The organism is Lysinibacillus sp. NPDC058147 (genome assembly GCF_042884205.1).
Lineage (GTDB): Bacteria > Bacillota > Bacilli > Bacillales_A > Planococcaceae > Lysinibacillus.
Genome location: NZ_JBHVUJ010000002.1, coordinates 193,137 through 207,597, shown reverse-complemented (window position 1 = coordinate 207,597; position 14,461 = coordinate 193,137). Strand labels below are relative to the sequence as shown.

Here is a 14,461-nt window from a genome sequence, read left to right as displayed (position 1 = left end):
GTAATAGTTGCAACAATGGCGGGAATTCTTCTCAGAATGATAGTAGCAGTAAAGGTGGAAATACTCCTCAAAATGAAAGTAGTAGTAATAACGATAATTGCACACAAAATGAAAGTAGCAACAATGCCGGAAATGCTACTCAAAGTACAAGTATTAGTAATAACGATAATTCTACTCAAAGTGCAAGTAACAGCGAAAATCCTTCGCAAAGTGATAGTAGCAGCAATACTACACAGAATGATAGCGATACCGGCAATACTCCAAGCGGTGATAGGAATAAAAATTCATCAGAAAATTAAACAGCATAATGTTAAAAATGATGACCCTGAAATATCAAAGTCATCATTTTTTAATTGCTACAGTGTTAAATATGATATTCAATCTCATCAACGAAGTCCCATTCGTATGGTGTTTCTTGGTAAACATAGTAGTTCAACCAATTCGAGAATAATAAATGTGTATGGGCACGCCACGAATTAATCGGTTCATTTGCTGGATTATCTTGCGGGAAGTAATTCACTGGTACCTCAATATCTAATCCTTTAGCAACATCGCGACTATACTCATCAGCTAAAGTTGTAGCGTCATATTCAAGATGGCCAGTAATCATAATATTTTTATTATCCTTAGATTGCACGATGAAAACACCAGCATCTTCTGAATAAGATAGTAATCGTAAATCAGGATGATTAAGTACTTCATCAATTGAAACGGATGTATAACGTGAATGTGGTGCCGTAAATAAATCACTAAAGCCTCGTACTAAATCCACTGTTAAATCCGTAATGACATGAGAATATACACCTGAGCATTTAGCAGGAAGTTCAACTTTACCGATACCGTAATGATGGTATAACGCTGCCTGAGCACCCCAACATATATGTAAGACTGATGTTACATTTGTTTTGGACCAATCCATAATTTCTGAAATTTCTTGCCAGTAGTTCACTTCTTCAAATGCCATTTTTTCTACTGGTGCACCCGTAATAATCATGCCATCATAGCGGCGATGACGAATTTGATTGAAGGTCGTGTAAAATAACTGTAAATGTGATTTACTGACATTTTTGGATTCATGCGTAGCTGTATTTAAAAATGTAATATTCACTTGTAACGGTGTGTTACCTAATAATCGTAGTAATTGTAGTTCTGTTTTTTCTTTTTCCGGCATTAAATTAAAAATTAATATATTTAACGGACGGATTTGTTGAGTTTTTGCTCGATCCTCTTCCATTACGAAGATTTTTTCCTCACGTAAATGTTCTCCAGCTGGTAAGTTTTTCGGAATATTAATTGGCATCTTGCTTTCCCCTCTCTTTTATTTCTCTCAGTTAAAATCAATCAATGCACGGGCCCTGTGCAAAGCTCCAATATCAAACGATAAAATTAAAAAATCCCCCTCATTCCATAAGAGATAGAATGAGAAGGATTTTTCCACGTTCACTCTTATCTCTCAAAGGATAAATCCTTTGCTGGAATTAGCACCTTTCTAACTTTTGTTAGAGGTTGCTGAAGTGTCATCGGGCCAAATCCCTCAACTTCTCATGATAAGATTATTTAATTAAAAAGAATTGTAACATGAACAATTAAGAATATCAATAATACATAGAATATTTTGTTATTAATCATGCATGCCATTATGTATTTTGTTTAACACTAAACTTGATGCAAACTATGTTTACATCAAGAATTTTGATGGTAAACATGCTGTACTTATGTTAACATATACCTTTAGTAACAGAGAGGAACGTGAATAGTTTGATTAAAATTGAATTTCCAAAACCAGATTTAGTTATTCGCCAACGCGAGCAAGATTTAAAGCCAGGTGATGTGCCAATCACACCGTACCATGGTTTTATTGATTTCCATAAAATCACACGTGAAAAAGGCGGCATTTTCTTATTTTACAACGAAGAGAACGAACTATTATTTGTCGGTAAAGCACGTAAAATTCGTCAACGCATTAAAAAGCATTTTGAGGACAACGTGTCACCGATGAAAAATCACCGAAATGAAATTTTCAAAATTGAAGTGTATGAAGTAGAAGATCCAATGGAACGTGAAATTTACGAAACATACGCGATCAATTCATTCCGCGCTAAATACAATGTTGATAAAGTTTTTTATTAAGATAAAAAATACTATTTAACAAAAAATACGAGTCTGCTCGCCATCTGTATGTACACGATGGCGAGCAGATTCTTTTTTATATTATTATTCACTAGCTTCGCATTAATTTTCAAACGATTTTATTATTCATAAACAAATTAAACAACCAGTCGCCGATTCAATGCCGTCAACTGGCTGTAAAATAAGGTGTTTTTTACATCTCAAAAGGACACTCAATGTTCTATGACTGAGACAATATTCCTTTAACAAACGATGAGACAATGTACTTGTAGAACTCTTCCTCGGCAACGAGTTGGGACTGATATTCCTGGTGAATCAGCCCGCTCATCTGAAAGCCGTAGCAGGTCGAGAGAAAAGACATGGCGGCAAGACGCGCATCCTGTTTGGCTATAATTTTTTTCTTCTGCAGGCGTTCAAAATATTCAACCAGCAAAGAGTGAAGCTTCGCCGGCGGGTCGGCTAGCACTCTATCCAATTCAGGAAGCATACCTTTGTCGCGGATACCAATTAAAATAATGTCCATATTTTTATGGAAAAACATGCGGTACTGCTGGCTTACATTCAGCAAATCGACTTCCGGATTATCGGTCGCTTCCTCTTTTAACAGCTTCTCAAATTGTGGGATATACGAATGTCTTTCAATAATGGCTTCTAGTATGCCTTGCTTGCTTCCAAAATGCCGAAAAATCGTAGATTCATTAACTTTAGCTTCTGTTGCAATGGCTTTGGTGCTTACCCCCCGATAGCCATTCTTTTTTATAAGCCTTGTCGCGGCTTCAATGATTCTGTCTGAAGTATGCATTGTATTACTCCTTTTGCATATGTTAAACCATATTATACTATAAGTTATGCATATGCAGTAGGGATCGGGGTTCATATCTTCATAAACGTTTATAAAGGCAAATCGCTTCTTTTTTCCCAACGGCTTGGTTCCGTAATCTTGACATGTTCAGACACCAATTGTGAGAGCGTACCTAATTTATCGAACGTAATCTGAATTCGGTCAGAGGGCAACAGCCATTGTTCGGTCTCGATTGCACAACAATCCGGTATCGTCCCCATTCCTATAATCGTGCCCGGGAGCGGCGTAAAAACTTTGAGAACCTCCTCCATCACTTTTGCAGGTTGCGCGGAATACTCGGATGTGCTCCCCTTCCAGTGCAATCTTTCTCCGATACGTACATCCACATCCAGTGAAAGCGGGTTATCGATTTCATCCGGCGTAACAAGAAATGGTCCTATTCCTTTGCTGTAATTAAAATCTTTGCTCCGTGTTGGTCCAGTTAACGCCTGGAAATCAGACCACTGCACATCGCGAGCAGTACTATCGTTAAAAATAACATAACCAGCAATACAGTTCCCCTTCCCTGTAACGAAGGCAAGCTCCGGTTCGATATCCAGGTAAGAAGAGTACGAAGGCCAATGAATTGTAGCTCCATCGCCAATCAATGCATTATGGTTACATTTGTAATAACTAAAATTCACTTTATCAGGATCATTCTGAAATTTTGTAGCAATTTTTCGTTTAAGCTCTTCTCTTTCCGGCCCTGTGTATTCTCTTTGCAGCAAATTTACCCCAGCATTTCTCAGATGTCTTGGCGTCAACCCGAAATCAATGAGCGCAGCCGGATTTGGAACCGGCGGCAGCAGTATTACCTCTGCAATCTTGCAAATTTCATTTTCATTGAATTGATGTGAATGTACAACAGCATATTGCATCAATTCCTTAGAGACAGAATAACTTTCTGGTAAATGTTGAAGATAACTGTCCATACATTGTAGACTGTCAACGAATTTCCCCTTCTTTTTCATAATTGCTGCAAAAGACACGACAAATTTCTCGTTAATGACAATCCCGAACAAAGGTTTCTGCGATCTCTTAGTGCGAAAGGTTACTAGCTTCATTTTGTAGTTCCTCCATCCATATAGTGTGATGTTGTTCAGTTAATATCATATTGCATAGAGGAAATGCATGCAAGTGCTCGCTTGTATTTTTGTTTTTCATGCTTTATGATAAAGATATAGTCAGTATGACTAGCCTTCTAAAAACATATATGCAAAGGAGAATTGTTATGAAGTATAAAAGTATTATCCAAAAACCTCGGGTTAAATTTTTTGAAGTCGCAGATGGCGTCTTTGCCGGTATTTCGCCGTATCGTGGCATCAGCTGGGCAAATGCAGGTTTTATCAACAAAGGTGAAGGTCTAATATATGACACGTTCTTCGATTTGTTCCATGCACGAGAAATGCGAGATGCTTTTAAGGAAGTAAGCAATGGAGGCTTTCCTGCCTATGTGGTGAACTCGCACTATAACAGCGACCACGCTTGGGGGAACAAAGTGTTTGAAGAAGCTTGCATTATAATGCATATGGAAGCGGCCAGAGAGCGCCTTACCGAAAATATCGCCTGGATGGATAGCGTCATCAGAAGAGGGAAGGATTCTTTAGAATCGACTCAGGGAGAGCGGTTTTTTGCAGCGGAATTTGAAGGATTCGACCTAGAAGGCGTAGAATGGGTGCAACCGAATATTGAGATAAAGGACGATATAAACATACGTCTTGGCGATACTGAAGTTATGATTTACAATGTAGCACCGGCCCACTCTGACAGTGACTTGCTGTTGTGGATGCCAAAAGAAAAAGTGCTGTTCGCCGGCGATGTCGTATTTAACGGTTGTACGGCATACAGCGAAGAGGGAACCCTCAACTGGATTAAAGTGCTTGATCGTATTATTGATGACATTAAACCCGAAATCGTTGTTCCAGGACATGGCTCCATCTGCGGCCTGGACTTCGTGAAGGAGCAGAGAGACTACCTCTTGAACCTAATAAGTGAATTCAACAAGCATTACAATGACGAAATTGATTCCTTGTCCCTGACTAAGCAAATCGATATTTCTCGCTTCCTTCATTGGATTCAGCCCGAACGTTTGTATGTTACGGTAGATATCCTCTTAAAAAGCAAACGGGGGTTGCCATCACTTCCGAATTGGAACGAGGTACCTGCAAAGCTGGAAGACATGAAAGCATTTTTGAACAAGAAATATGGCGATCAGATCAAGCCATGGGACCCTATGAGCGTGTGGCAAGAATAGCGCATGCAAGCAGTATGCTAGCTAAAGAAGCTATTGGATTCTGTCTTACTGTTAAATGAAATGTTTAATGGATAAATTGGATAAGGTGGTCATTCAACTTTTTTCAAAAACAGGCTTCTTTAACTGTAAATTTTATTGAGGCTTACACTCTCTGTATGAATCGAAGCTGTGCAGCTCGTAAACCATGCTCATTTTTGGCTCAGAGACTCACAAGCAGACTGGGATTACGGGGAAATGTATCTGGTGGAGCAGAAGGCAAACTTGAGGAGCGTTTCACTCGCATTAGGACACTTAACCGGCTGGAGCATAATCCGGCCAGGTAGCTTAGGCTAATATCAATACATTCATTTACTACCCACCATTATCTTAAAAAATAAAAAATAACCTCTTGCGGCTAAATTACCTGAGAGGTTATTTTTTATTAATCTTTATTTAAAATAATCGATCATTGTTTTAAATTATCAAACTTTACTCTACAAAAAATGCTTTACGTTCTTTAGTAATCCATTCCTCAAGCTCCATATCATCATCGCGCTTTAACAATCGATTGACAAGCACATCATGCCATATATAGTCTTCTAATAAATAGATATGAACAGGATCATTTGTAATAAAAGCCATTTCTTGATTTGACGGAGAGTGACCATAAATCATTTCTTGACCATCTACAGACAATATAAACCAATGTGGAGTAGAAGTTTTCCTCGTATATTGAGTAATGCGATGTTGGTCAAGAGATGCAACATTTTCATCCACATACAATGTAATACCATGAATCGGAATATGCTGAGAGGCCGCATGTATATCTTCTCGCAATTGTTCATACATATCTTCCCACATTGATAATATAACTTTTTTCTCCGCTTTTTTTAATAAAGACTGACAGTAATTGACGATTGCTTCTTTTCCTTTTAGCGTGACAACCTTATGCTCCGCTTCCTGCTCTTTTATCTCTAATTTTTCTAATTGATCACTAATCGAATTAAAATTCGATTGCCAACGTTTCTGAATTTGTTGTAAAAACACAGCGACAGGAATGGAAGAGTATGTCGTTTGATCTGCAGTTTCTTCTCTCAAAACTAACCCTTTTTCAACAAGTACATCAAGTATGTCATATATTCTTGCACGTGGGATACCGGAATTTTTACTTACTTGATAAGCACTAACATGACTATTTTGGACGAGTGCAGTATAAGCCTTTGCTTCATATTCTGTGAATCCAAGTTCTTTTAATTGGGCGATTAATTCAACCATCAAATCCCTCCATTTCCTCTATTATAATTTAAAGCTATAAAAAACGAAAAAAATAGTCTTTACAGTTGCGTTATATTTAGTTACTATTTCGGTAGTAACTAAATAAAGAGGTGTAATCATGCTATTTGAAGTAGATCTAAATGTAGTCATATTATTAATATCTTTTGGTTTTTTAGCCGCTTTTGTGGACGCGGTCGTTGGAGGCGGTGGCTTAATTGCATTACCTGCTCTTATGTTTGCGGGTTTAAATCCAGCTGCAGCGGTTGCGACCAATAAACTTGCCGGTACCATGGGTTCTTTGACATCTACCATTTCTTTTTATCGTTCCGGTCAGCTAGAAATTCGTTCGGTTATCAAATACTTTCCTTTAGCCTTTGTAGGATCACTTTTTGGAGCTTGGACTGTCCATTTAATCAATCCTGAATTACTAAAACCACTTATGCTCATAATGCTTGCTGCTGTTGCAGTCTACACTATCTTTAAAAAAGATTGGGGTTCAGTAGCTGCGGTCAAAAATTTAAAGTTTACACACTTATGTTTATTCATGCTGTTGTTATTTAGCATTGGTTTTTATGATGGATTTCTTGGTCCTGGAACTGGCTCATTTTTAATTTTCAGCTTTCTACTAATCGGCTTCGATTTTTTAAAGGCAGCAGGAAATGCAAAATTTTTAAACTTAGCAAGTAATTTTGCTGGTCTTTTAATGTTCGCTTACTTAGGTCAGATTCATTATATCTATGGTTTACTAATGGGCATAGCTCAAATTGCCGGTGCACTTGTAGGCTCACGTATGGCGATTAAAAAAGGTGGCGGTTTTGTCCGCGTATTATTTATTATCGTAACGATTACATTACTAACTAAAAATGCTTATGATTACATAAAAAACGCCGTAGATATCTAGCTCTACGGCGTCTTTGCATTTCTTTGGGCATACTATCCTTCGTATCGGAGAGGTAATCCGCCGTTCCGGTGATTCTTTCCGTCACTTCAAGTTTCATCCGTCGCTTCGGGGATTCTTTCCGTCGCTTCAAGTTCCATCCGGCGCTCCGGAGCTATCATCCGTCGCTTCAGGGATTCTTTCCGTCGTTCTAGGGATTCTTTCCGTCACTTCAAGTTTCATCCGTCACTTCGGAGGGTCTATCCTTCACTTTGAACGTTCTATCCATCAATCCAGAGGTTCTATCCACGATTTTGGACGTTCTATCCACGAATTCGAAGGCTCTATCCACGACTTTGTGCTTCTCACCATTATTTAGAGGTGTCATCCGTCGTTTCAGTAGTTCTTTCCGTCGTTTCGGTGGTTTCATCCGTCACTTCTGGGATTCTTTCCGTCACTTCAAGTTTCATCCGTCGCTCCGGTGGTTTCATCCGTCACTTCGGGGATTCTATCCGTCGCTTCGAAGGGTCTAACCTTCACTTTGTACTTTCTATCCATCATTTGATGGAGCTATCCTTCACTTCGGAGGGTTCATCTACGATTTTTTGGGTTCTATCCATCATTTCAAAGGTTCTACAATATAAAACGCCGTAGATATTCACTCTACGGCTTTTCAAATTTAAATAAATAACTTTTCATTTTTAAATTTATGACTCGTTAATAAGCTAACAATTACAAATATCATTAATGAAGCGACAATTGGAATTGTCACAGTATGCATGCCAAAGACGGAAGGATAAAAACGATCAATGAGAATATAAAGGATCATACCTGAAATCATTGAGGCGATAGCACCATACTTATTGGCTTTTTTCCAATATAGACCTAATACGACGGTCCAGATAAAGACTGCTTCAAGTCCGCCAAAAGCAAATAAATTTAGCCAAACTAATAAATCTGGAGGATTTAGTGCAAAAACGACGACGGCTAAGCCGATCACTGTTGTGACAATAAAGCTTGCACTCTTAATTTCTGTATCATTAGCTGTTGGTTTTATATAATTTAAGTAAATATCTTTCACTACTGTAGAGCTTACAAGCATTAGTAGCGCGTTGACTGTAGACATTGTTGCTGCCATTGGTGCCGCTAAAACAATGCCAGCTAAAAATGGCGGCAAAACCTTTAATGTCAGAAGCGGCATAACTTTATCACCAATCTCAATACCCGGTATTACTGGTCGTGCTAAAACACCAATTAGATGCATCCCAAACATAATTGTCCCAATGGCAATAGTGCCAATGATAATGGCCAAATGCATGCTTTTAGAATCTTTATAGCTCATTGCACGAACTGCGATTTGTGGAAGCCCCACAACTCCAACACCAATCAAAATCCAAAATGTAGATACGTATAATGGCGTTAACTCACCTTCTGCTCCAAATGGAGACACAAGATTCGGATTCTCAGCCACAAGTGAGGTCATAATATTATCGATTCCTCCACCAGCGATGATTGTCCCAATTAATAAAATGATCGTTCCGATAACCATAATTGAGCCTTGTACCGTATCCGTCAAAGCTACTGCACGGAAGCCCCCAATAATAACATAAACTAATACGGAAATTGCAAAAATAAAGAGTGCAGCTGTGTAGTTTAAGCCAGTTAATGATTCAATTAATCGAGCACCACCTACCCACTGGGCCATCATTGCAGAAAATAAAAAGATGATGATACTAATGGCTGATAGGATAACAATTACATGACTCTTATAGCGTTCTCGTAAAAAGTCTATTAACGTGATGGCTTGATAACGTCTTGCGATAATAGCAAATTTCTTTCCTAAAATCATTAAAACAAAATAACCTGCTGGAAGCTGCGCCATCGCTAGCAATACCCATCCAAGCCCTTTCGTATAAGCAACGCCAGGACCACCAATAAAGCTACTTGCACTACCGTAAGTAGCAATCATTGTCATCGCAAGGATGAAGCCTCCCATTTCACGACCACCAAGGAAGTATTCCTGTAAAAATGAATTAGAAGATCGTACATGTTTATTTGACCAGATCCCAATACCAAAGATGATGACTAAAAATAATAGCAGTGGAAAAATAACTTGCCAGTGCATTATTGATCCACCTCCTCATCGTCAAATGGTACCTCTTTGAAAAAGAGTTTCATGACGACCCAGATTAAGATAATCATAAAGCCTGTCCCTGCAATACAGCTATAGAAAAACCATGCAGGGAAACCGAATACATACGTGTAGCTTGTTGGATCACCAGAGCCTAGTCCATAGGCAAAGCCAAACCAAATCGCAAAGTTAACGATAACAAGCCCGATACCGATAAGCGCTTCTCGATGCGCAATTTTAAAGCGTTGATCTTTCAAAATATAGTCCCCCTAACCTACTCTATTTTACTGGTATGTTCGTATTATGGGAACCTTTGTGAAAAAAAATAAATATCAATCAGCTCAAACTAATTTTTAAAAATATCAATTAACAAGATTTCCCTTTAATTCGTGTTTAACATTAAACTGTCATTCACAGTTTTTATTCAATGGTATCTAATAGCTCTACATCTAAATTTTCGCTATCTTCCCAGCTATGAACTATTTCTAGATGCCATTTATTTTTAAGGCTTTGATATTAATTCGTTTCAATCCACATGTGTAGGTTTTTATAGGCATGCATTTTTTTGAGATGGAATTGTTAGAGGTACCATATCATGTGGAATATTTTCGTACTTTTTCACTTCAACACAAACTTAGTAACCATCTTCATCATCAAAATCATGATCTACGACAAAAGCTCTAACTTGCTGTGAAAAAATAAAAATAAATAATCCTCTTTTTCCTATAAGAATTGAAAAACGCCTGGATATCCAAGCGTTTTTCAACATCCCCTAATATTGGAATTTTTTAAGTAATCTTTGAAGCTCGTCTGCCTGTTGGGCCATCTCTTTGGCTGAAAAAGCCATATTATCTATGAAAGCTAATTGCTCCTTCGCTGTTAACGTAACATGCTCTGTATTTTCGGTTGCCTTGCTTGCGATGCGTGCCATTGATTCTGTGGACGCAGTCACTTCTTCAACACTTGCAGACATCTGCTCTGTCACAGCAGAGATGTCATGCAATTGTGTACTAACCCCTTTAATTGACTGCATGATCTTGTGGAAAGCCAGTTTTGTATCATCCACAACATCCATACCTGCTGCAGCTTCCTTCGAGTTACTTGAAATAGCCGTAATTACATTGGCAGTATCATTTTGAATAGAATGAATTAGTGATGCAATTTGATCAGCAGATTCCTTTGATTGTTCTGCTAATTTACGAACCTCATCCGCAACGACAGCAAAGCCTTTTCCTTGTTCCCCAGCACGAGCCGCTTCAATGGCTGCATTTAAGGCAAGCAAATTCGTTTGATCTGCGATACTTGTAATAACATCAACGATATTGCCAATTTGCTGTGACTGATCTCCTAATATACGGACCTGCGCCTCTACATTACCAGATGATTCATTAATAATTGTCATTTGATTTAATACACGATTCAAAGAATCATTACCTTGTGCAGCCTCATCACTCATTAAATCAGCCGCATCTGAAACCGTTGAAGCGGTTTCAGCAACTTGTTGGATGCCAATCGCCATTTCTTGCATGGCAGTTAAGCTATCACTTGTGCTTTGTAATGTAGTTTGTGAACCATCCGCTAAATCTTCTAATATTGATGTTAGCTGTCTCGTCATTTCCGCCGTTTGCTGAGATTTAGTTGTTAAGCCATCAGACGATAAATCAACCTGTTTAGAGGATTGTGCTATTTGTTGCATTAATACTTGTAAGCTTGTCAGCATTTTATTAAAGGATTGCGCAAGCTCACCTGCTTCATCCTTGGAGTTAATTTGTAGCTGTTTTGTTAAATCTCCTTCTCCATCGGCAATGTCATGTAGTTGATTATTTATTTCACGAAGCGGTTTCACAAATGCTCTTGTGAAAAGGAAGCTACCTAATACAGCTATAACAGCTCCAATGAACAATACTATTAGCAGCTTACCGATAAATGCAAAAATAATAGCATTAGCCCCGTCTATCGTTTCACCGACAAACCACATCCCGATGATGTCTCCATTTGCATCTTTAATGGGTGCATAGAGTGTTAAATATTTCGTTCCTACTACATCAGCCTCACCTATGAAGGTCTCCCCTTTTTTCATTACACTTTCAACGACTATTGGATCAGCATCTTTGCCAACTAAACGTTCTCCATTTAGCTTTAGATTGGTGATAAGTCCTTTTGTGCCTTGGAAAATGGTTACACCACCTTCAATACTTTCACCTACCTCATCTACAAAGGCTTCCTGATTAACTATTTTTGTATCCCCTTTGTAAAGATCCCCATCTTTTATAACCCAGTCTCCCTTAAATCGTTCTTCTAACAGCTTATAACCGACCTTTGAAATATGGGTAATGCTCTGCTCAAAATTGTTATGCATAATTTGTTTCACTTGTATATGTGAAACAAATCCAATCATAACGCTTAAAAATATGATGACTCCAATTAAAAGCAAATTAAATTTTGTACTTATTTTAAAAGTGCGCAAAAATTTGTCTCTCCTTTCTCACATTCATTAGGAATATTATGTATAAAATGTAAGCCAATTTTATTAAACATTATTCTATAAACAGTTTCAATACTTTATCAATAAATTAACAATTTATATATATATTAGATGCTATTGCAGTGGCTAAGGGCAATATACTAATTCACAACTTGGGTTGATTTCCGTTCCCACTTGGGGGGCTAGGCTAACAGATGCTTTTTGTGCGAAAACGCAGTGTTGACGTAGCGACAGCGACACGATGTTGTCACTTTAGAGTCGCTCGGTCTTCACTCCAATCAATCTATCTTCATAACATATGTTTTAACAAAATGTCACCAACTCTCTCGCTGTTGAATTAGAAACTCTTCATTTTTTTGGAACAGTTCGAAATTAATGTTAATATATCTTAAAAAGGAGAGAGATTATGAAACTTGTTTTAATATCTGGTCCTCAAGCAGTTGGGAAAATGACTGTTGGACAAGAATTAGCTAAAATTACAGGTATCAATTATGCCTTGGCATAATTGCGTCCGAAATCGGCTTTGTGCATGCACAAAGTACTCCTTTCCGATTTCGTGACATCCGCCGGAGGCTTTAACTTCTTTTAGCGGGATGTTTGGACACCCGCTGAAAGAAGTTGAAACTTTTTCATAACCATATGACGATCGATTTAGTTAGTCATTTTTTTAGTTATGGTACGACTGAAGGAAAAAGATTAGTTAATTTGTTTCGTCAGGAAATATTTGAAGAGGTATCCAAAAGTAATTTGTATGGTTTAATTTTTACTTATGTCTGGGCTTTTAATATGCAGGAGGATTGGGACTATGTCGAAGATCTTGCTCTAGAGGGGGGACTGTCTACTTTGTAGAGCTTGAAGCTGATGTAGAAGAAAGACTGGAACGAAATAAAAGTAGTAATCGACTTGAGCATAAACCTTCAAAAAGAGATATTGATTGGTCTGAACAAGACTTGAAAAGTTCGATGGAAAAATACAGATTAAATTCCTTAGAAGGCGAAATAAATTATGCAAACTATCTCAAAATCAACAACACAAACTTGAGTGCTGAAGAAGTTGCTTTGATTATAAAGGAAACATTTCATTTGTAGAATTGAAAAACGCCTGGATCTCCAAGCGTTTTTTCGGTTCTATAATCACTATTAATCAACTGTTAACCCGTTACTAAAACAATATACTATTTCTTCTTCTAACTGACTTAATTTACGATTTAGTTGAGTAGATAGTTCATTAACTAAATTCAAATGGTTTCTTTGATGTTTTTCTGTTAAATCACAAATTAACTTCAACAACATTATATAACCCATAAAATCCTCTCTAGATAATGGGGGCTCATGCGAAAGTACATAAATTTCGGTATCAAACATTTCAATGTTTTCTAAGAGATGTCTAACATTTTCAATTTTATATTGTGGTTGTTGTGTGTAAATACTTGGATACAAGCAGTCCCCTAAGAAAAGTACCTTATCTCCCTCTACATAAATAATTGATGAGTCATCGGAATGATCTCCACCTACATGTTTGACTACACACCGAATACCACCTAATTCAATCTCATATTTATCTTTAAAAGTAATATTAGGTAATTTGATGGTAATATTTCTGTCTTCTCCAAATTCTTTTTTAATCATGTCGGAACAAAATTGATTCTCTAGGCCTTTTTCGACACGATTATCTAAAGCTTCATCTGACCATTCATTTTCCATCATTTTTTCAAGATGCATCTTTGTGTTTTCATGTGCAATTGTTAAGAGATTCATCTGATTTGTTCCAAAGCTATGATCCCAATGCCAATGCGTTAATACTACAGAATGAAAATTAGCAATTTGACTTTGATTTAGTTCAGCAAGAAATAACTTAGCATGTTTATCAGAATTCCCTGCATCTACAATTAAGGTTTGGTGATCCCCACAAATGGCAGACAGTACTGGTCGATCTGTATCAGGATTATGCGGTAAATAATGTATACGGTTAGTTAGTTGTTTCAAATTTTTCTCCATTATCTTAACTCCCTTTGTTTTCATTAGTTCCGACAATCTTATTTAATGTATCAAGAACATTTTTTAACTCTGTTAAGCTAACTTTCGAATAATATTTTTCAACAAGCATGGTGTCAATTTTATTTAGAAGCTGATGAAACTCTTGACCTCTATCACCAAGATAAATAAAGGTCTCTCTACGGTTTATTGAATTCTCTTGACGATAGATCATTTTCATTTCTTCGAGCTTTGAAATTACTTGGCTAACCGCACTTTTTGAAATACCAAAATGATTTGCAATATCATTCGCAATTACAGGCACATTGCGAATGATATAAAACATAATAATTTCTTGTTGAGGAGTTAAGTGAAAGTTCTCTAAGTTGTCAATTATTGTATGAAAACATCAAAAATGGAAACTACTCTATTCCCCTTGATATTATTTTTTCATAGCCATTGCTCACTAATTAGTGAGCAATAGAAGACAGTAAATTCACAACGTAAGAGGCGTCG

General features: G+C 37.4%; 12 protein-coding genes, 2 pseudogenes and 1 riboswitch. Of the genes and pseudogenes, 5 read left to right on the top strand and 9 right to left on the bottom strand.

Features of this window, described 5'->3' with window-relative positions; translation table 11 throughout:
* Positions 1–299 (top strand): annotated as a pseudogene (locus ACFVT8_RS06410) (hypothetical protein); the annotation flags it as partial.
* Between the two features lie 65 nt (positions 300–364).
* Here ACFVT8_RS06410 and metA read toward each other — a convergent pair.
* Positions 365–1,300, bottom strand: a complete 936-nt coding sequence (metA, locus tag ACFVT8_RS06405; protein ID WP_387082757.1) for a homoserine O-acetyltransferase MetA — start codon at positions 1,298–1,300, stop codon at positions 365–367.
* A gap of 143 nt (positions 1,301–1,443) precedes the next feature.
* Positions 1,444–1,554: riboswitch (SAM riboswitch) on the bottom strand.
* 204 nt (positions 1,555–1,758) lie between these two features.
* On the opposite strand from metA, the gene ACFVT8_RS06400 reads away from it, so the two are divergent.
* Entirely contained in the window at positions 1,759–2,130 is a 372-nt protein-coding gene (locus ACFVT8_RS06400; RefSeq protein WP_068984322.1) for a nucleotide excision repair endonuclease, read from the top strand.
* Positions 2,131–2,350: 220 nt separating this feature from the next.
* Here the strand turns inward: ACFVT8_RS06400 and ACFVT8_RS06395 are convergent, their stop codons facing one another.
* Together ACFVT8_RS06395 and ACFVT8_RS06390 are read right to left on the bottom strand one after the other, a co-directional pair.
* Positions 2,351–2,932 (bottom strand): TetR/AcrR family transcriptional regulator, encoded by a 582-nt coding sequence (locus ACFVT8_RS06395; protein WP_387082756.1) that lies wholly within the window; start codon positions 2,930–2,932, stop codon positions 2,351–2,353.
* 89 nt (positions 2,933–3,021) lie between these two features.
* Positions 3,022–4,035 (bottom strand): fumarylacetoacetate hydrolase family protein, encoded by a 1,014-nt coding sequence (locus ACFVT8_RS06390; protein WP_387082755.1) that lies wholly within the window; start codon positions 4,033–4,035, stop codon positions 3,022–3,024.
* Positions 4,036–4,202: 167 nt separating this feature from the next.
* Here ACFVT8_RS06390 and ACFVT8_RS06385 point away from each other — a divergent pair, with 167 nt between their 5' ends.
* Positions 4,203–5,225 carry an MBL fold metallo-hydrolase gene (locus ACFVT8_RS06385; protein WP_387082754.1) on the top strand — a complete coding sequence of 341 codons (1,023 nt, stop codon included), beginning with the start codon at positions 4,203–4,205 and terminating at the stop codon, positions 5,223–5,225.
* 468 nt (positions 5,226–5,693) lie between these two features.
* On the opposite strand, the gene ACFVT8_RS06380 is transcribed toward ACFVT8_RS06385, so the two are convergent.
* Positions 5,694–6,479: a TrmB family transcriptional regulator gene (locus ACFVT8_RS06380; protein WP_387082753.1), complete on the bottom strand. Its 786-nt coding sequence runs from the start codon at positions 6,477–6,479 to the stop codon at positions 5,694–5,696.
* Between the two features lie 118 nt (positions 6,480–6,597).
* Between ACFVT8_RS06380 and ACFVT8_RS06375 the strand changes: the two genes are divergently transcribed.
* Positions 6,598–7,380 carry a TSUP family transporter gene (locus tag ACFVT8_RS06375; protein ID WP_387082752.1) on the top strand — a complete coding sequence of 261 codons (783 nt, stop codon included), beginning with the start codon at positions 6,598–6,600 and terminating at the stop codon, positions 7,378–7,380.
* Between the two features lie 655 nt (positions 7,381–8,035).
* Here the strand turns inward: ACFVT8_RS06375 and panF are convergent.
* The 3 genes from panF to ACFVT8_RS06360 form a co-directional block, all read right to left on the bottom strand.
* A complete protein-coding gene (gene panF, locus ACFVT8_RS06370; RefSeq protein ID WP_387082751.1) occupies positions 8,036–9,481 on the bottom strand; it encodes a sodium/pantothenate symporter in 1,446 nt (481 codons plus the stop codon).
* A complete protein-coding gene (locus ACFVT8_RS06365; RefSeq protein ID WP_132360692.1) occupies positions 9,481–9,744 on the bottom strand; it encodes a YhdT family protein in 264 nt (87 codons plus the stop codon). Before ACFVT8_RS06365 ends, panF begins: the two co-directional genes overlap by 1 nt.
* Positions 9,745–10,259: 515 nt before the next feature.
* Entirely contained in the window at positions 10,260–11,954 is a 1,695-nt protein-coding gene (locus tag ACFVT8_RS06360) for a methyl-accepting chemotaxis protein (RefSeq protein ID WP_387082750.1), read from the bottom strand.
* Between the two features lie 636 nt (positions 11,955–12,590).
* Here ACFVT8_RS06360 and ACFVT8_RS06355 point away from each other — a divergent pair.
* A pseudogene (locus ACFVT8_RS06355) lies at positions 12,591–13,060 on the top strand (shikimate kinase); the annotation flags it as partial.
* A gap of 51 nt (positions 13,061–13,111) precedes the next feature.
* Here the strand turns inward: ACFVT8_RS06355 and ACFVT8_RS06350 are convergent.
* Together ACFVT8_RS06350 and ACFVT8_RS06345 are read right to left on the bottom strand one after the other, a co-directional pair.
* Entirely contained in the window at positions 13,112–13,969 is an 858-nt protein-coding gene (locus tag ACFVT8_RS06350) for an MBL fold metallo-hydrolase (protein WP_387082749.1), read from the bottom strand.
* Between the two features lie 4 nt (positions 13,970–13,973).
* Positions 13,974–14,339 (bottom strand): MarR family winged helix-turn-helix transcriptional regulator, encoded by a 366-nt coding sequence (locus ACFVT8_RS06345; RefSeq protein WP_387083371.1) that lies wholly within the window; start codon positions 14,337–14,339, stop codon positions 13,974–13,976.
* Between the last annotated feature and the right edge of the window lie 122 nt (positions 14,340–14,461).